The sequence below is a fragment of the Kitasatospora sp. NPDC059599 genome, from assembly GCF_042735125.1.
In the GTDB taxonomy this organism is placed as follows: domain Bacteria; phylum Actinomycetota; class Actinomycetes; order Streptomycetales; family Streptomycetaceae; genus Kitasatospora.
Map to the genome: position 1 here is coordinate 1 of NZ_JBHWCL010000085.1, position 18538 is coordinate 18538.

The following is an 18538-nucleotide window of genomic DNA, read 5'->3' on the forward strand; positions in this document are numbered from 1 at the left end:
GGGCCCGCGGGTCCGAACGGCAGCGGCTCAGCGCTCCTTCAGGATCGAGGCGAGCAGGTCTATGGTGCGCTCCGGCGTGAGGCTGTCCACACAGAGCCGCTCCATGACCTGGATGTACGCGTCCACGTCGTCCCGCTTGTCCAGGTAGAGCGCGCTGGTCAGCTGCTCCAGGTAGACCACGTCCGCGAGGTCCTGCTCCGGGAAGCGCAGGATCGTGAACGCCCCGGACTCGCCCGCGTGCGCGCCGAAGCGGAACGGCATGACCTGGATCACCACGTTGGCCTGCTCGGCGACGTCGATCAGGTACTGCACCTGACCGCGCATCACCTTGGGCCCGCCGACCGGCCGGCGCAGCGCGGCCTCGTCGATGACCGCCCACAGGCGCGGGCTGCCGCCCTCGGCCAGCAGCTTCTGGCGGCGCAGCCGGAGGCTGACCCGCCGCTCGACCTCCTCCTCGCTGATGACCGGCCGACTCTGGCCGAAAACCGCCCGTGCGTACTCCTCGGACTGCAGCAGCCCGGGGATGAACTGCACCTCGTAGGTGCGGATCAGCTGAGCGGCCTCCTCCAGTCCGACGTAGGTCTGGAACCAGCCCGGCAGCACGTCGTTGAAGCTGTGCCACCACCCGGACTTGTTGGCCTCGCGGACCAGGCCGAGCAGGGCCTCCCGCTCCATCCCGTCGTCGACGCCGTACAGGCTGAGCAGGTCGGCGACGTCGCGCTCCTTGAAGCTGACGCGGCCGAGTTCCATGCGGCTGATCTTGGACTCGGAGGCCCGGATCGCGTAGCCCGCGTCCTCACGGGTGATGCCGCGCGCCTCACGCAGGCGACGCAACTGCGAGCCGAGGAGGATCCGGCGGACCATCGAGCCGCCGCCCGGCTGAACTGTGGTCATGCGGTCGAAACCTCCACCTAGGGCAAACAGCGCACAGTCTGCCATCAGTTGAGCGCTCACGGTGCCGATACTGACGGATGTTCCTATCAGTTCTGCACTCCGCACACCAGGATGCACGTGCATCCGGCGCTTGCATATGCCAATAGTGCGACTGCACGTGAATCGACTCTTGCATCTGCAGTGAGCGCACACCACCATGGTGCACGTGCACCTGCACATCCCTGGCAATCCCGCGGGCTCCGCGTCGACCCCACGCGCGACTCCGTGCACCGGCCCGACGGCGTCCCCCGCGCCATCGGGCGTTCGAGTGCGCGCGCGTGTGGTCGAGGGGGCGGCCGTGCGGCCGAGCGAGTCGGAGGTGACCGGCATGACCCCGGCGGGTCCAGCCGTGTCCGCCCCCTTATGGGAGGAGCTCTTCATGAGCACCGGTACGGCTTTGGCGGTTGACCCCCATGTGGTCACCTGTACGCTCGCTCCTCGCTTCGAAGCCGTCAGAACCGCGCGCGACTTCGCCCGGACCACGCTCCAGCGCTGGGGACTGCCGGAGCTGTTCGACGACGTCGCGCTGGTGGCCTCGGAACTCGTGACCAACGCGCTCCGGCATGCGATCGGCGCACGGCCCGACCCGTCGGGCGGCGCCCAGGGCGAGTACGACTTTCCCACACAGCCGACCCCGGACGGCCGGCTGCCGATCCGAATAAGCCTGGTGCACCGCGCACCCCAGGTGGTCTGCGCGGTGAGCGACCCGAGCAGCATCGGCCCGGTGGCCCGGGAGGCGGACTTCGTCGCCGAATCCGGCCGCGGACTGCACCTGGTGGAGTCCTTCAGCCGCTCCTGGGGCTGGCACCCGCTGGGCAGCGGCAAGGTGGTCTGGGCGATGTTCGAGGCGGAGCCGGCGGTCGGCCCGTTCGACGGACACCCGGAGATCGGCGGACGCCCGGCGCTGGAGGCGCTCGGCGGACCGGTCGACATCGGTGGACGGCACCGGCGCTCGGCCTAGCGCCGGGCGGCGTACGGCCCGCCCGGTGCCTGGTCGGAGGGCACAACCGGCACCCGCTCCGGCGGCACGCCGAACGGCGTGCCCGGCGACGGCCAGGACGACGGCCCCGGCGGTGGCAGCGCCGCGGACGGCAGGACCGGTGACGGAGCGGACGGCAGACCCGACAGCGGGTCGGACGGACCACTCAGCGGCAGGTCGAGGGAAACCCCGGGAGGACCACACCCCGGGTGCTTGCGCCAGGCCCCGCCGGTGGTCGATCCCGGCCGGCGGCCCCGAGGGCGGCGGTGTCCACCGCGCCCCCCGCTGTGGCAGCAACGGAAGCAACGGCCCTGATTACGGCAGTTCCGGAAGCAACGGCCCCGATTACGGCGGCCCCGAAAGCAGTAGCCCCGATTGCGGCAGTTCCGGAAGCAACGGCCCCGATTACGGCGGCCCCGATTGCGGCAGTTCCGGAAGCAGCGGCCCCGATTACGGCGGTCCCGGAAAAGGCGGCGGAAACGGCCCCGTTCGGGGCGGCTCCGAAAACGGTGGCGGAAACGGCTGCGGAAAAGACAAAGGCCGTCGTGGTGTCGGCACCCACGACGGCCCCCCGATGGTGAAACAGGTCGGCCGGTCAGACCGCCAGGTGGTCGAACTCCCCGTCCTTGGCCCCCAGCAGCAGGGCGGCGATCTCGGCCCGGGTGTAGATGAGCGCCGGACCGTCCGGGAAGCGCGAGTTGCGCATCGCCACGTCGCCACCCGGCAGGGCCGCGAACTCGACGCAGTTGCCCTGGGAGTTGCTGTGCCGGCTCTTCTGCCAGACCACTCCCCGGAGATCGGCCGCGGCCATCCCGTTGAAGGTGTCGTGCGAGCCGTGCCTGTCCTGCGAGTCGTGCATAGAAGTCTCCCGAAGAGCTCCGGAGTTGTTGTCCAGCGCGGCGCCCCCGGCACCGCCGAACGAACGGACCGGCCCCGTACCGGTCCGGCACAACGCCTCACTTGACGCGATGATAGCTGCAGTGCACGTGCATCAGCACGGGACATTGCAGGTGCACGAGGCCTTTCACCGGCGGCCCCGAACTCTTCACGGGGCCTTCTCCTGACGGTACGTAAACGGACATAGCCGACTGAATCGTCGGGGTTGCGATAACCGGCCGTGAGCGAATCCCCCCTGAATGTTGATCTTCGAATGCCGGGAGTCGCGCCGCCGTGACCCTCCGTCAGGCGACCTCCGGGCTGTGAGACATCTCACGCACGGCGGGTGCAACGCAGTGCCTCGCGGCGTACGTCAAGGCAATGGCCCACGCACGCACGGGGGTTGGGCGAAGAATGTCCGGATTGCGGGTAAACCGCCCGGACCGGCCCACCCAGGACACCGGGTCCGCACCGCCGCTGCGCGAAACCCGTACGGCAGCCGACTGCAGGCCGGACGGGCCGATGTCCTACGATCTCCGGCATGAGCACCGCAGCCATCCCGGGCGCGCCACTGCCCGTCCGCACTCCAGGCTCCCGTGCGCGGGGGCGCCATCGTCGTCCCGAGCGCCCCGAGATTCCCTCCGGCGCCCCGGCCCTGGTGCTCGCCGTACCCGCGACCGCCGGGCCCGAGTCCCGCTCGGTCGTCGAGGAACTGCTCTCGATCGTCCGCAGCGAGCAGAACGGCGTCCAGGCCACGGTCGGATACCTCCCCGGCGAGTCCGCCGAGGGTGAGGGCGGCGAGGAGCGCACCGTCGCCGAACTCCTGGCCACGGCCGCCGAGGCCGGGCTGCCGATGCCCGTCCTGGTGCCGCTGGTGCCCGGACCGCACGGTTTCCTGCCCGAACTCCACGCACTCGCCGCCGAGTACGGCGCGCCCGTCACCGACGCACTGGGCCCGCACCCGCTCCTGGCCGAGGCCGTGCACGTGCGACTGTCCGAGGCCGGACTGGCGCGCGCCGACCGAGCCCGTCTGTTCGCCATCGCGACCGCCGCCGACGGCGTGGTCCTGACCACCGTCGGCGGCGAGGACGCCGCCGCCGCGGCCGGCATCACCGGCGTGCTGCTGGCCGCCCGGCTGGCCATCCCGGTCGTGGCCGCCGCGCTCGACGTGCCCGGCTCGGTGGCCGCGGCCGTCAACCACCTCAGGGAGACCGGCGCCCAGCGCCCGGCGCTGGCCCCGCTGGTGATCGGGCCGGAGGCCGACTCCGAGCTGCTCGCCACCGCGGCCGAGGAGACCGGCTGCCCGTCGGCGGCGCCGCTGGGCGCGTACCCGACCGTCGGCCAGCTGATCGCCTCCACCTACCTGGCCGCGCTGCCCGCGCCCTCCCCGGAGGAGCTGGCGCGGGCCGAGGCGGAGGCGGCTGCCGCCGCCGAGGCCGAGGGGGCCGCAGAGGGCACCCGACGGGCCCACGCGGCCGCTGAGGGGCCTGCGGGACAGTAAGCGACACCGCGCGCCCGCCGGCGCGCACACGGGGCCCGGAACGGATTTCGTTCCGGGCCCTTCGCCGTGCCCGCGCACCCCCACAGGAGAGTTGTGGGGGTTGTGGCGATTGTGAAGGTTTTGGGAGTTTCCGTGGCCGCAGAGACCTTCGGGGGTTAACGGAGCTTCGCGGCAATGAAGGAGATTGTCCGTTCTTGCGTCATTTGCAAGGAAAAGGGGAGCGCACTCATCAGCGCTCGGACTCCGGCCACTCCCCCGACTCGACCGATGCGCCACCGCGCACCTCGACGCACCGTCACGCGATTCCTGAAACCGAGCCAGTTGTGGATATCCGCAACGCGATTGCCGAAAAACGATCATTTACGATCATGGATACGCGCCATTTTGGCAGTTCCCACTAAACCGTGATGGGCGTCACAGCTGTTTGCAGTTTGAACTTAAGTCTGCTTAACGTGCTCCCCGTTCGTGACCACACGGACCCAGTTCATCCGCGACGCCGAGTCCTGCCGTCGGATGTCCTGGCAGCGCGAAAACGCACCACGGCAGGAGCGGGGGACCCACAGGTAAGTCGCCCCGGACCGTTCCCGGAACGGTTCAGGGCTAGGGGTGAAGCCGCGCCAAGCGCGGCCGGGCAACTCCAGCCCGAATCCGACAGCTCACCTCGCAGGCGTGGGAGAGGACCACGTCTTCATGCTGCCCACCAACGGCACCCGCCTGTCCAGCCGCACCCGCCGCGTGATCGCCGCCATCGGCGTCGCGGGCGTCGGCCTCACCGTCCCGTGCCTCGTCTCCGGCACCGCCTCCGCCGCCTCCGTCGCCACCTGGGACAAGGTCGCCCAGTGCGAGAGCGGCGGCAACTGGGCCATCAACACCGGCAACGGCTTCTACGGCGGCCTGCAGTTCACCTCCAGCACCTGGGCCGCCTTCGGTGGCACCTCGTACGCCTCGCAGGCCAACCTGGCCACCAAGGACCAGCAGATCGCCGTCGCCGAGAAGGTCCTCGCCTCGCAGGGCCCCGGCGCCTGGCCGGTGTGCTCGATCCAGGCCGGCCTGACCAAGGGCGGCGCCCCGGCCGCCGTCGACACCTCGGCCGCCGCCAAGCCGGCCGCCCCGGCCCCGGCTGCCAAGCCCGCCGCCAAGCCCGCCCAGGCCCCCGCCGCCAAGCCCGCCGCTCCCGCCCAGGACGACGCCAAGGCCACCACCGCCACCGGCAACTGGACCCAGAAGCACCAGCAGTGGGCCCAGGACGGCGACTACACCGTGGTCGCGGGCGACTGGCTGTCCTCGATCGCCGACAAGAACCACGTCCAGGGCGGCTGGCAGCGGCTGTACGAGCTCAACCGCAGCACCCTGACCGACGGTCCGGACAGCATCTACCCGGGCCAGCACCTGTCCTTCGGCGACCAAGCCCAGGGCCCGCAGTCGGCCTCCACCGACAAGTCCGGCTCGGACTTCACCTGGTTCAACCGCTCGCAGAAGTCCGGTCAGTCCACGAACGGCGGTTCCGTGAACGCCAAGCCGGCCGCCCAGACCCAGACCCAGACCCAGGCTGCGGCCCCGGCCCCCGCCGCCACCGGCAGCATGGCCGCCGCGGTCTCCTTCGCCGAGTCCAAGGTCGGCCAGGCCTACGTCTACGGCGGTACCGGCAACGGCGGCTGGGACTGCTCCGGCCTGACCCAGGCCGCGCTGCGCGCCGCCGGCGTCTCCGTCCCGCGCGTCGCCGCCGACCAGGCCGCCGCCAGCACCCACGTCTCGCTGGACAGCCTGCAGCCGGGCGACCTCCTGTTCTGGTCCAACAACGGCCAGGACTCGGGCGTCTACCACGTCGCGATCTACGTCGGCGGCGGCAAGTACGTCGAGGCCGCCAACCCGAGTTCGGGCGTGCGCGAGCAGACCATCGCCAACTGGGCCCCGGACTTCGCCGGCCGGGTCTGAGCACGGCGAACCGGCTGACGGCCGACGGGTACCAGCCGACAGCCGACACGTAACAGTTGACGTGCAACAGATGACAGCTGACAGATTTCACCATCTGTCAGCTGTCATCTGTCACCTCTCGGCGGTCCGCCCGAACGCCGACCACCCGCCACCCCCGGAGAGAGTCTGGTCCCTCTCCCCGGGGGTTCCGGCATATCCCCGTGGTGAACCCCGCCCCGACGGGCGTGCTGCCGCTCCGCACCCGAGGAGAAGTCACATGGCCCGTGCCACCGTCACGCTCGACGCGAACCGCGCGACCTACGCGACCTACGCGACCTACGCGACCTACGCGACGATGCTCTCCGGTGCCAGGAACCCGCAGGGCCCCGTCGACCTGGTCCTGCGCGACTACCCGGCCCGCGGCCGCCGCACCGAGACCCGTACCGGCGACGCGGCCGACGACCACCGCCCCACCGCCGACCGCCCCACCTCCGACCGCCCCACCGCCCGGCAAGGCTGACCGGGCGCACGCCGAAGGGCCCCGGGGAGCAACTGCCTCTCCGGGGCCCTTCCGTCGGCCCTGCGACCGGCGCTCAGCGCGCGCAGGCCCCCGTGGATCCGCGCATCACCAGTTCCGGCTGGAACATGAACTCGCCGCGCTGGACGGCGTTCCCGCCGACCTCCTCCAGCAGCGCGTCCACCGCCGCCGTGGCCATCGCCTCGACCGGCTGGCGGATCGTGGTCAGCGGCGGCTCGGTGAAGGCGATCAGCGGCGAGTCGTCGAAGCCGACCACCGACACGTCCTGCGGCACCGACAGTCCGCGCCGGCGCACCGCCCGGATCGCCCCGAGCGCCATCATGTCGCTCCCGCACACGATCGCCGTACAGCCCTTGTCGAGCAGCGCTCCGGCCGCCGCGTGCCCGCCCTCCACGCTGAACAACGTGTGGTGGACGAGCTCCTCGGCCTCTTCCTGAGTGCGCCCGAACACCTCCCGCATCGCCGCCGTGAAGCCTTCTATCTTGCGCAGCACGGGCACGTACCGGCGCTGCCCGACGGCCAGCCCGATCCGCTCGTGGCCGAGTTCGGCGAGGTGCTGGACGGCCATCCACATCGCGGCCCGGTCGTCCGGCGAGATGAACGGCGCGTCGATCTTCTCGCTGAAGCCGTTGATCAGCACGAACGGCACCCCGCGCCCGGCCAGCCGCGCGTAGCGGTCGTGGTCGGCCGTGCTGTCGGCGTGCAGCCCGGAGACGAAGACGATGCCCGCCACCCCCCGGTCGACCAGCATCTCCACCAGTTCGTCCTCGGTGGATCCGCCCGGGGTCTGGGTGCACAGCACCGGCGTGTAGCCGTGCCGGCTGAGCGTCTGCTCGATCACCTGCGCCAGCGCGGGGAAGATCGGGTTGCTCAACTCCGGTGTGATCAGCCCGATCAGCCCGGCGCTGCGCTGGCGCAGCCGGGTCGGCCGCTCGTACCCGAGCACGTCGAGCGCCGCCAGCACGGTCTGCCGGGTGGTGGCGGAGACGTTCGCCTTGCCGTTGAGCACGCGGGAGACGGTGGCTTCGCTGACCCCCGCCTGTGCCGCGATGTCTGAGAGTCGCGCCGTAGTCACGGTCCCAGAGCCTATTGCAACCACGTCAGACCGCCCACCAGCCGGTGCTGTCCGGAGCGAGCACCGTCTCGCCGCCGTCCACCACGAGGTCGGTCGAGGCGAGCAGCAGCGTGCCCGGGGCGGCGATCCGCACCGGCTCGCCGGTGGTGTTCACGGTGCAGACGAAGGAGCCGCGACGGAACGCGAGGGTGCCCTCGGGGCCGTCCAGCCACTCGACCCCGGTGCCGGCGCCGAGGTCGGCCTGCGCCCGGCGGACGGCCAGCGCGCTGCGGTAGAGCTCCAGGGTGGACGTCGGGTCGCCGGTCTGCGCCTCGACGCTCAGCTCCGCCCAGGAGGCCGGCTGCGGCAGCCAGGACGGCCCGCCGGCCGCCGGTCCGAAGCCGTACGGGGCCTCGGTGCCGGACCACGGGATCGGGACGCGGCAGCCGTCGCGGTAGCCGTCCTGCCCGGCCTGGCGGAAGAACGACGGGTCCTGGCGCACCTCGTCGGGCAGGTCGGTGACGTCGGGCAGGCCGAGTTCCTCGCCCTGGTAGACGTACGCGGAGCCGGGCAGCGCGAGCATCAGCAGGGTGGCGGCGCGGGCGCGGCGCAGGCCGAGTTCGCGGTCGCCGGCCGTGCGGATCTGGGTGCCGAGGCCGGGCTCGTTGGCGAAGCGGGTGGCGTGCCGGGTGACGTCGTGGTTGGACAGCACCCAGGTGGTGGGGGCGTCGACCGGGCGCATCGAGTCGAGCGAGAGGTCGATCACCTCGCGCAGCGCGGCGGCGTCCCAGTCGGTGCCCAGGTACTGGAAGTTGAAGGCCTGGTGCAGCTCGTCCGGGCGGACGTAGTTGGCGGTGCGCTGGACGGTCGGGGTCCAGGCCTCGGCGACGCCGATCCGCTGGCCCGGGTACTCGTCGAGGATCTTGCGCCAGCTGCGGTAGATCTCGTGCACGCCGTCCTGGTCGAAGAACGGCATGACGTCGTTGCCGAGCAGCTTGAGCTGGTCGGAGCCGCCGAGGTCGGGCAGGCCGGGGGCCTTGACCAGGCCGTGGGCGACGTCGATGCGGAAGCCGTCCACGCCCATGTCGAGCCAGAACCGCAGGATCGAGCGGAACTCGTCGGCGACCGCCGGGTTGTCCCAGTTGAAGTCGGGCTGCTCGGGGGCGAACAGGTGCAGGTACCAGTCGCCGGGGGTGCCGTCCGGGTTCTCGGTGCGCGTCCAGGCCGGGCCGCCGAAGATGGACTCCCAGTCGTTGGGCGGCAGTTCGCCGTCCTCGCCCTTGCCGGGGAGGAAGTGGTAGCGGTCGCGCAGCGCGGAGCCGGGGCCCTCGCGCAGGGCGCGCTGGAACCACTCGTGCTGGTCCGAGGAGTGGTTGGGGACCAGGTCGACGATGATCCGCAGCCCCAGGCCGTGGGCGTCCCGGATGAGGGCGTCGGCGTCCAGCAGGGTCCCGAACATCGGGTCCACCGCGCGGTAGTCGGCGACGTCGTAGCCCGCGTCCGCCTGCGGCGAGGCGTAGAACGGCGAGAGCCAGACCGCGTCCACGCCGAGGTCGCGCAGGTACGGCAGGCGGCTGCGGATGCCGGGCAGGTCACCCATGCCGTCGCCGTTGGAGTCGGCGAAGCTGCGCGGGTACACCTGGTAGATGACCGCGTCCCGCCACCAGCCTCTGGACGCGCCGACGTTCGCCTCGTGAGCGGTGTCGGCGGCAGGCCGGGAGGTGTCGGCCAGGTTCTGGGTCATGGACGGTATCCCTCGGGGATCGGAGGAGCGGGGGGCCTTGCGCGCGGGGTGTGCCGCGGCAGGCGTCACGACTTGGAGGCGCCGGCGGTCAGACCGGTGACCAGGTGGCGCTGCACCAGGTAGAAGAAGGCCGCGGACGGGATCGCGATCAGCACCGCGGTCGCGGCCATCAGGTTCCACTGCGCGTCGTGCTCGCTGACGAAGGTCTGCAGGCCGACGGCCAGCGTGTACTTGTCGGAGCTGAGCATGAACGTCGAGGCGAACGGCACCTCGGCCCAGTAGGTGAGGAAGGAGTAGAAGGCGGCGACCGCCAGGCCCGGGCGGGCGAGCGGCAGCACCAGCCGCCAGAAGGTGCCGAACGGGCTGAGCCCGTCGACCCGGCCTGCCTCGTCGATCTCCACCGGGATGGTGTCGAAGTAGCCCTTCAGCAGCCAGGCGCAGTACGGCACGGTGGTGGTCGAGTACACCAGGATCAGGCCGGTGTAGCTGTCCAGCAGACCGAGCTCGGAGAGCATCGTGTACATCGGCACGATCAGCACCGCGATCGGGAACATCTGGGTGACCAGCAGCGACCACATCAGCGGCTTGTGCCCGGGGAACTTCATCCGGGAGACGGCGTAGCCGGTGGTGGCCGCGAGCATGACGCCGAACACGGTGGTGATGCCGGAGACCAGCAGGGCGTTGCCGAACCAGGTGAAGAAGTCGGTGTCGGACAGCACGTGCTGGTAGTTCGACAGCGTGAGCTTGTCGAGGATGTGGCCGGGGTGGAGGTAGTCGGTCTTGTCCGGGCCGAGCGAGACGAAGAGGATCCACCCGACCGGGAACAGCGCGATCAGGCTGGCCACGATCAGGGTGCCGTGGGACAGCGCCCGGACCAGCGGGCTGCTCTCGCCGCGGCGGCGGACCTTGACCGGCCGGGCGGCCGGGGCCGCGGTCGCTGCGGGGGCCGGGCGTTCGGTGGTGGTGCTCATCGGGGTTACCTGCCTTCGTGGGTCAACTGGGTCCGGGGCCTCAGCCGTTGGCCTGCTCGTTGCGGGCGAGCCAGCGCCGGTAGAAGGCGGTGAAGACGATCAGGATGGACAGCAGGATCACGCCGTAGGCGGCGGACTGCGCGTAGTCCCGGGGGATCTGGCCGAAGCCGAGGCGGTAGGCCCAGGTGACCAGCAGTTGGGCGTCGGGCGCGCCGGTGCCGAACAGCAGGAAGATGACGTTGAACTGGTTGAAGGTCCAGATCACGCCGAGCAGGACGACGGTGGAGGAGACGGTGCGCAGCCCGGGCATGGTGACGTACCGGAAGCGCTGCCAGGGGGTGGCGCCGTCCATCTCGGCGGCCTCGTACAGCTCGGCCGGGATCGACTGCAGGCCGCCGAGCAGCGAGATCATCATGAACGGCACGCCGGCCCAGGTGTTGACCAGGATGGCGGCCGCCTTCTGCGCCCACGGGTCGGTGAGCCAGCCGGGCTCGGGCAGGTGCAGCACGGAGAGGATGCCGTTGACGACGCCGCCGTCGGCGAGCATCAGGCGCCAGGAGAAGACGGTGACGAAGGTCGGCACGGCCCAGGGCAGGATGAGCAGCAGCCGGTAGGCGGCGCGCCCGCGCAGCTTCTTGTTGAGCAGCAGGGCGAGGCCCAGCCCGAGGGTGTAGTGCAGGAAGACGCAGACCGCCGTCCAGGCGATGGTCCAGACGAAGTGCGACCAGAAGCGGTCGTACGAGCCGGGGCCCCACAGGATGTCGGCGTAGTTGTGGAAGCCGACGAAGTTGTAGCTCGCCGGGATCTCGTTGACGCCGATCTTGCGGGCGACGTTGAGGCTGTTGGCGTCGGTGAGGGTGAGCCAGATGCCCTCGACGAGCGGGTAGAGCACCAGCACGCCGAGCACCAGCACGACCGGCGCGATCATCGCGTAGGCGTACCAGTGCTTGGCGTAGGAGCGCTTGACGCGTTCCAGTAGGCCCGGACGCTGCTCGCGCTCCCGGCTGCCCTTGCCGGTGGCGCCCTGCACGGCGACTGACATCGTTCACACCTTCTCGGGGGGATTCTCGGGGGGAGCCGACGGCCCGGCCTGCCGGGGGCGGCGGATGACGGTCGACGACTGACAGCCGATGAAGTCGGTTCGCTGTCGTTCGTTCGCCGTCATCCGCCGGCCGGCGGACCGGGCACGGGGACTACTTGGCGAAGCCCGGCAGGAGCTTGGCGTAGTCGGTGGCGACGGTGTTCAGCGCGTCCTGGGTACCGGTGCCCTGGACGGCCTTGCCCAGGTTGGTGCCGAGCGAGGCGAACAGCGAGCTGTACTCGGGCAGTTCGGGGCGCGGCTTGGCGCTGGTCAGGATGCCCTGGAAGCCGGCGATGCCCGGGTCGGCCTTGACGTCGCCGGTGAAGGCGTCGGTGCGGGTCGGCAGGGTGGAGTTCTTCTGCGCGATGAACGCCTGGCTCTCGGCCGAGGTCATGAAGGCGGCGAACTTCTCGGCGGCGGCCTTGTGGGCCTTGTCGGCACCGGCGTAGACGGAGATGTTGTGGCCGCCGGTGGGGGCGCCGGCCTTGCCCGCGGAGCCGCCGGGGACGGCCGCGATGCCGAGGTTGTTCTTGTCGGCGAAGGCCGAGCCCTTGTAGATGTTGGTGATCTCCCAGGGGCCCTGGATGATCGCCGCGACCTTGCCGCTGTTGAAGGCGTCCATCATGTGCGCGTAGGCGTCGGTGGTGACGTCGGCCTTGGCGGTGCCGGGCGCGGTGAACATCGTCTTGTAGGTCTCGACGGCCTTGACGGCCTCCGGCGAGGTGATGGTGATCTTCTTGCCGGCGGCGTCGACGGTGTCGGTGCCCTCGCCGAACAGGAACGGCATCGCGTAGTAGCCGTCGGCGGCCTTCAGCCAGAAGCCGTCCACGCCGGCCTTGTCCTTGACGGCGGCGGCGTCGGCCTTCAGCTCGTCCCAGGTCTTCGGCGCGTCGGTGATGCCGGCCTTCGCGAACAGCTCCTTGTTGTAGAGCAGGCCGAGGGTGTCGGTCACCAGCGGGACGCCGTACAGCTTGCCCTCGTACTTGGCCTGCTGGATCAGGCTGGGCTGGAAGGCGGAGGTGTCGGCGGCGGCCGGGGTGCCGTCCAGCGGCTCCAGGTAGCCGGCCTTGGCGAAGGCTGCGGTCCAGCCGACCTCGGAGCGGAACACGTCCGGAGCGCCCTTGGCCCCCATCGCGGTCTGGAGCTTGTTCTGCGCCTGGTCGAACGGGACGTTGACGAAGTCGACCTTGACGTTCGGGTTGGCGGCCTCGAACTTCTTGACGAGCTCCTGGTAGTTCGGCGCCTCGTTGGTGGCGTTCGAGGTGTCCCAGTACGTGAGGGTGACCGGCCCGTCGGCCTTGCCGTCCGAGCTGGAGCCGCTGCTGCCACAGGCAGCCATCGAGACCGCGAGGGCCACAACGAGGGCAGAGGCCGCGATGCCACGCCGCATGAGAACTCCTTGGGAGGGTGGGGGTGCCCGAGATGTTCGGAGACAGGCGCATAATGGCTGCCTCGTGCCGACCGCACCGTTGCTGCCGTCGGGCTCGGGAAGGAAGTTAACAGCGGTGAAAGATCAACGGAAAGTCCTTGCAGCAAGTTTCTGCAAGAAACACCGATCGTTACAACCGCGTGTCCTGGACGTTGCCGCACGGTAGTTGACACTCGCGTCGATTGCCCCGGTTCGTCCGATTCACCCCGCCTCGGGGCGGCCGACGGGACCACCCTGCGTGGCTGAAAGCCGTTTGCAGCAGACTGGACGCATGCGCATCAGAGCCGTCACCGAGGACGAACTCCCCCTGCTCACCGAGCTGGAACGGGCCGCCGGCGCTCCCTTCGCCGCGATCGGCATGCCGGAGATCGCCGCGGACGAGCCCCCTGCCCCGGAGGAGCTCGCGCACTACCTGGAGCGGGGCGTCGCCCTGGCCGCCGAGGCCCCCGACGGCACGGTCGTCGCCTACCTGCTGGCCGAGCCGGTCGACGACGCGCTGCACGTCGAACAGCTCTCCGTCCACCCCGACCACGCCCGCCGCGGCATCGGCCGGGCGCTGCTCGACCACCTCGCACGGACCACCGACGCCCCGGCGCTCACCCTGACCACCTTCGCCGAGGTCCCCTGGAACGCCCCCTACTACGCGCGCTGCGGCTTCCGGCCGCTGGCCGACGCCGAGGTCACCCCGGGCCTGCGCGAGATCCGCCGCAAGGAGGCCGAGCACGGGCTGGACCGCTGGCCCCGGCTCTGCATGCGCCGGGACCTGCGGTCGTGACCGTGAGCGGCCCGACCTGCCCGCGGCCGTGACCCGCCGGCGGTCGGCCGCCACCGGGCCGCCCGCCGCCGGGCCGCCTTCACCGGGTGGGACGCCTTCCGCCGGGTAGGCCACCGACGGGGGGTGGGCCACCGACGGCACCCGCGACCCGCCGGGTCCTGTCCGGGGCCGGACAGGGCCTAGTTCGTGCCCAGCCGCAGCACCGTCGTCGAGCGGAACTCCTCCCCCGGCCGCAGCACCGTGCTGGGGAAGGCCGGGTGGTGCGGGGCGTCCGGGAAGTGCTGGGTCTCCAGGGCGATCCCGGCGAACGGTCCGTACGTGACGCCGCTCGCGCCGGTGACCGCCCCCTGGAACTTGTTCGCCGTGTAGACCTGGATGCCCGGCTCGGTGGTCAGCACCTCCAGGGTGCGGCCGCTGACCGGGTCCTCCAGCAGCGCCGCCCGCGCCGGGCTGCCGTCCGCCGGCCGGGCGCGCAGCACCCAGTTGTGGTCGTAGCCGCCCGGCCCGGCCAGCTGCGGGTGCCGGTCGTGCACCGACTTGCCGATCGGCGTGGCCGCCGTGAAGTCGAACGGCGTGCCGGCCACCGGCTCGGTCCGCCCGTACGGGATCTGCCGTTCGTCGGCCGGGGTGTACTCGTCGGCGTCCAGGGTCAGCAGGTGGCCGAGGACGTCGCCGCTGCCTTCACCCGCGAGGTTGACGTACGCGTGGTTCGTCAGGTTGACGACGGTCGGTTTGTTGGTGACCGCGCGGTAGGCGATCACCAGCTCCCCGGAGGCGGCCAGCGTGTAGTCGACGCTGACGTCCAGCGCGCCCGGGAAGCCCTGGTCCCCGTCCGGGCTGTGCAGCCGCAGCCGGACCCCGTCCTCGACCGGCTCGGCCGCCCACATCCGGTGCGCGAAGCCGTCCGGGCCGCCGTGGAGGGTCACGCCGCCGCCGGTCGGGGCGAGCGGGTGCTCCTCGCCGTCGATGGTGACCGACGAGTGGTCGATCCGGTTGGCGTACCGGCCCACGACCGCGCCGTAGTGCCGGCCCGGGCCCAGGATCTGCGCCAACCGGTCGCCGGCGAGCAGCAGTTGTGCGGACCGGCCGGAACGGTCCGGCGCGCTGAGGGTGTGCAGGGTGGCGCCGAGGGTGAGCACGCTCGCCTCGTACGGACCGGCCGTGAGTGTCCAGCGCTCGATCGCGGCGCCCGCGCCCGCGGGTTCGAGGGGTTCGTGCCGGACGCTGGTGGCCTCGCTCGCCATGACCTGCTCCTCACTGTCGGCCGCGGCGCACCGCGACCGCCGGCTTCCTGCTCCGTCGAGGGGTCGCCGCGGCAGCCCCGGTGTTCGTCAGCCTAGCGACGGCGGCGGCGTCCTGGGCGCACCATCGTCCACGCGCGCCGCCCGTGCGCGACGGCCCCCGGCCACCGGACCGGAGCCGCCGCCGCGCCGGACGCCGCCCGCTACTGCTCGCCCTCCGTCGAGGTCGACTCCCGCTGCTGCGGCGGCAGCCCGAGCGCCGAGGCCAGCCCGTCCGGCCCGCTGCCCGCCTTGCGGTAGACCGCCGCCAGCCGCCTGTTGACCAGGCTGATGTGCAGCCCGAGTTCCTCGGCGATCCGCTGCGGCGGCAGGCCCCGCACCGCCTGCCGGGCGACCTCCATCTCCGGGCCGCTGAGCGTGTCCAGGGTGTCCCGGAAGTCGCGCAGCCCCAGCCGGTTGGGCCGCAGGCCGTAGTTGGCCAGCTCCCGCCGCGCCTGGTCGACCAGTCCCTCCGCCGAGCAGTGCTGGGCCAGCTCGATGCCCTGGTACAGGTACTCCTGGGCGTCCTCCAGCCGCCCGACCCGGCGCAGCGCGGCACCGAGGTCGACCAGCGCGACGGCGTGCTCGTAGCCCGCCGGGGACTGCCCGAGGTACATCACGGCCTGTTCCAGCAGTTCGACCGCCTGCTGGCCGTCCTCGACCTGCGCCTGCAGCCGCAGCGCGGTGCCGATCGCCGAGGCGGTGCCGAACTCGCGCGCGTCCCGGACCGCCTTCTGGGCGTACTCGCGGGCGCGCTCGGGCTCGTCGTCGGCGATCGCGACGGCGAGGTGGCCGGCCCAGGGCGCCCAGACGGTGTTGCGCCAGCCGCGCACCTCCAACTGGGCGCCGGCCTCGGTGAGCGCGGCGGCGGCGCCCGCGTGGCGGCCCTTGGCGATCAGCAGCTTGCCGTACAGCGAGGCCGCGTCCGGCAGCACCATGGCGGTCGCGTGGTACGGCGGGTGGAAGCCGAAATCGTTGGCCAGCTCCCAGGCCTCGTCGACCCGGCCGCGGGCGATCAGGGTGTCCACCAGCACGCCCACGGCGTCCCAGGCCAGCGGCAGCTTCTGCCCGATCCGCTCGGAGATGCGGTACGCCCGGCGCAGGAAGTCCTCGGCCTCGGCGAGCAGGCCGCGGCGGAACCGGGCCAGCCCCATCAGGAAGTACGCGAAGCCCCGGTGGGCGCCGCTCCAGCCGGCCACCTCGAACTGGATGATGGCGTCCGCGGCCAGCCGCTCGGCCTGGGCGACCCGGTCGTTGTAGATGTACGTGAGACCGAGCATCGAGGGCAGTTCGAAGCCCCAGGTGGTGTCGGTCCAGCCGAGGCCCTTGGGCAGTCGGCCGCCGTCGAGGACCTCGTCGGCGAGGGCCAGCGCCTCGGCCGAGGGCTTGCCGCTCAGGGTGAGGTCCCAGGCCCGCATGGCGAGCACGGCCCGGTCGGCGGCCTCCCGGCCGGTCAGGCCGGCGCACATCTCGCCGAGCCGGGCGGAGCGGCCGGGGCCGTCCTCCTCGGACTTGCGGAAGGCGTGCCACATGAACGAGGCGGCCTGCAGCCGCTGCTTCCCGGCCGGGTCGTCGGTCTTGCGGGCCTCGTCCTGGCAGACCAGGGCGGCCTCGCGCAGCTCGCCGCTGTGCGCGAGCACCTCGGACAGCCGGAAGGTGGCGTCCACCCGCAGTTCGGGGCGCAGCGGCACCTCGTCGGGGTCGAGGGCGAGCTTGAGCTGGTTGACGGTGGCGACGGGGTCGGTGAGCAGGGCGGAGCAGCCGAGTTCGTACAGCACCTCGGCCTTGATCTCGTCGGCGGGCGGCTCGTTGAGCGCGCGGTGCAGACAGCGCTGGGCGGCCTCGGGGGCGCCGATCAGCTGGTGTTCGACGGCGGCGCGGCGCAGCTTCTTGACGATCCGGTCGTCGCCCTCCCCGGAGTGGGTCTCGACCAGATGGCGGGAGGCGGCGAGCAGGCCGAGTCCGGCGTTCTCGATCTCGACGGCGGCGATGCCGTGCATACCGAGGCGGGTGGCGTCCGGCATGGTGTTGTAGATCGAGCTGGCGATCAGCGGATGGACGAACTCCAGGTTCCCGTTGGGGGACTGGGTGAGCACGCGCTGCTTGCGCAGCTGCTTGATGGAGTCGCGGGCGCCCTCGGTGCTCTGGGTGGAGATCCGGGTGGCGAGGTCGATCCGGATGTCGGTGCCGAGCATGGCGCAGGCCCAGGCGAAGCGCAGGGTGCTGGCGCCGAGCCGGTCCAGCCAGCTCTTGAGGGTCATCCCGGTGGCGTCGACGGCGAGTTCGCGCAGTTGCCGGGAGTTCTCCTCGACCGGTTCGAGCTCCTGGTCACGGACCTGGTCGAGCAGGGCGACGACCTCGAAGGGGTTGCCGTTGACGACGTTCCAGAACTCGTAGCAGAAGGCGTCCTCGGCCTTGTCGCCGAGTTCGGCGCGGACCATGTCGGTGACGGAGCTGAGGTTGAGCCGGTTGAGCTCGTGCTTGCGGGCCTTGAGGCCGATGATGTCGCGGCGGAACTCCTGGGTCGCGGCCGGCCAGTCGCTCTCGTCCTCGCGGAAGGCGAACACGAGCAGGACGGGCAGTTCGCCGGAGCGGACGGCGAACTTGGCGAGCCAGGAGAGCGATTCGGCGTCGGCCCAGTGCAGGTCGTCGACGATCATCACCATCGGCGCGCGGCGCGGTGCGAGCTGGGTGAGGACGTAGTCGAGGCCGTCGCGCACGCCCTGCGGGTCGAGCCGGCGGGCCCCGGCCTTGGGCTGCTTGAGGCCCATGGCCGGTCCGACGACCTCCTCCCAGGTGCCCATGACCTGGCGGAACACGTCCGGCTGCAGGTCGCTGAGCACCGGCTGGAGCAGCTGGCGCAGGACGTGGTACGGCTCCTTGAACTGCCGTTCGCCGCCACGGGCGAACAGCACGGTGGCGCCGTCGCGGAGCTTGGCGATCCGTCGGACCTCGTGCAGCAGGCTGGTCTTGCCGATGCCGGGACGGCCGGAGAAGGCGAGCAGGTCGCCGATCTCGGTGCCGCCTGCGGCGAAGTCGCGGCAGAGCCGGTCGACGGCGGCTTCCACCGAGCGCAGTTCGGCGTCGCGGTCGCGCAGTCGGACCCGGGGCGCGGAACCGTCGCCGTCCCGGCCGGAACCGGCCCCCGTCCGAAGTTCGTTGTCCTGCTCGGTCACCGTCGCGCCTCCGCCTCGCCCGATCCCGTCACAGCTCCATCACTGCGTGGAGCCGAGGTTAGCGCTGCGTGGCCCTCACCGTGCGGCATTCGTGCAGGCTGGGACGGACGGTGAGGGTTCGGAGTGCTTGCCAAGGGCAATTGCCCTATATCCCTAACGTCCGATCATTACATCAGATACCCTACGGCCCTCGGGGCGCAGATGATCTTGTCAACCCCACCCTCACCGTCTTCGCCTCGCCACGTCAACTCCCTCCACTATCAGTGCTCCAACCAGAAGCGCCCCCA

The 18538-nt window shown here is 71.5% G+C and carries 14 protein-coding genes and 1 riboswitch; of the genes, 5 read left to right on the plus strand and 9 right to left on the minus strand.

What is annotated here, in order from left to right:
• Positions 1–27: 27 nt before the first annotated feature.
• On the minus strand, positions 28–894 hold the full coding sequence (locus ACFV04_RS26460; protein ID WP_360249772.1) for a helix-turn-helix transcriptional regulator: 867 nt from the start codon (positions 892–894) through the stop codon (positions 28–30).
• A 418-nt stretch (positions 895–1312) separates the two neighbouring features.
• Here ACFV04_RS26460 and ACFV04_RS26465 point away from each other — a divergent pair, with 418 nt between their 5' ends.
• Entirely contained in the window at positions 1313–1894 is a 582-nt protein-coding gene (locus ACFV04_RS26465) for an ATP-binding protein (RefSeq protein ID WP_380342874.1), read from the plus strand.
• 613 nt (positions 1895–2507) lie between these two features.
• Here the strand turns inward: ACFV04_RS26465 and ACFV04_RS26470 are convergent.
• A complete protein-coding gene (locus tag ACFV04_RS26470; RefSeq protein ID WP_380342872.1) occupies positions 2508–2771 on the minus strand; it encodes a DUF397 domain-containing protein in 264 nt (87 codons plus the stop codon).
• A 558-nt stretch (positions 2772–3329) separates the two neighbouring features.
• Between ACFV04_RS26470 and ACFV04_RS26475 the strand changes: the two genes are divergently transcribed.
• The 3 genes from ACFV04_RS26475 (at position 3330) to ACFV04_RS26485 (ending at position 6723) form a co-directional block, all read left to right on the plus strand.
• Positions 3330–4289, plus strand: coding sequence for a hypothetical protein (locus tag ACFV04_RS26475; RefSeq protein ID WP_380342870.1), 960 nt, complete (start codon positions 3330–3332; stop codon positions 4287–4289).
• A 525-nt stretch (positions 4290–4814) separates the two neighbouring features.
• A riboswitch (cyclic di-AMP (ydaO/yuaA leader) is annotated at positions 4815–4972 on the plus strand.
• A complete protein-coding gene (locus tag ACFV04_RS26480) occupies positions 4959–6224 on the plus strand; it encodes a transglycosylase family protein (protein ID WP_380532893.1) in 1266 nt (421 codons plus the stop codon). Its footprint overlaps the riboswitch before it by 14 nt.
• A gap of 256 nt (positions 6225–6480) precedes the next feature.
• Entirely contained in the window at positions 6481–6723 is a 243-nt protein-coding gene (locus tag ACFV04_RS26485; RefSeq protein WP_380532896.1) for a hypothetical protein, read from the plus strand.
• 73 nt (positions 6724–6796) lie between these two features.
• Here the strand turns inward: ACFV04_RS26485 and ACFV04_RS26490 are convergent, their stop codons facing one another.
• The 5 genes from ACFV04_RS26490 to ACFV04_RS26510 form a co-directional block, all read right to left on the minus strand.
• Positions 6797–7816, minus strand: coding sequence for a LacI family DNA-binding transcriptional regulator (locus ACFV04_RS26490; protein ID WP_360249790.1), 1020 nt, complete (start codon positions 7814–7816; stop codon positions 6797–6799).
• Between the two features lie 25 nt (positions 7817–7841).
• The gene (locus tag ACFV04_RS26495) at positions 7842–9539 is read right to left on the minus strand and encodes a glycoside hydrolase family 13 protein (protein WP_380342861.1); all 1698 of its coding nucleotides are present in this window, start codon (positions 9537–9539) and stop codon (positions 7842–7844) included.
• A gap of 65 nt (positions 9540–9604) precedes the next feature.
• Positions 9605–10510, minus strand: a complete 906-nt coding sequence (locus ACFV04_RS26500) for a sugar ABC transporter permease (RefSeq protein WP_380342859.1) — start codon at positions 10508–10510, stop codon at positions 9605–9607.
• Between the two features lie 40 nt (positions 10511–10550).
• A complete protein-coding gene (locus ACFV04_RS26505; protein WP_380342856.1) occupies positions 10551–11552 on the minus strand; it encodes a carbohydrate ABC transporter permease in 1002 nt (333 codons plus the stop codon).
• A 151-nt stretch (positions 11553–11703) separates the two neighbouring features.
• Positions 11704–12981 (minus strand): extracellular solute-binding protein, encoded by a 1278-nt coding sequence (locus ACFV04_RS26510; RefSeq protein ID WP_380342853.1) that lies wholly within the window; start codon positions 12979–12981, stop codon positions 11704–11706.
• 310 nt (positions 12982–13291) lie between these two features.
• Between ACFV04_RS26510 and ACFV04_RS26515 the strand changes: the two genes are divergently transcribed.
• Positions 13292–13795: a GNAT family N-acetyltransferase gene (locus tag ACFV04_RS26515; protein WP_380532902.1), complete on the plus strand. Its 504-nt coding sequence runs from the start codon at positions 13292–13294 to the stop codon at positions 13793–13795.
• Between the two features lie 179 nt (positions 13796–13974).
• Here ACFV04_RS26515 and ACFV04_RS26520 read toward each other — a convergent pair whose 3' ends face one another.
• Both ACFV04_RS26520 and ACFV04_RS26525 read right to left on the minus strand, forming a co-directional pair.
• Complete coding sequence (locus tag ACFV04_RS26520; protein ID WP_380532905.1) at positions 13975–15039, minus strand: aldose epimerase family protein; 1065 nt, start codon at positions 15037–15039, stop codon at positions 13975–13977.
• A 200-nt stretch (positions 15040–15239) separates the two neighbouring features.
• Positions 15240–18251, minus strand: a complete 3012-nt coding sequence (locus ACFV04_RS26525) for an ATP-binding protein (protein ID WP_380342848.1) — start codon at positions 18249–18251, stop codon at positions 15240–15242.
• Positions 18252–18538 lie beyond the last annotated feature (287 nt).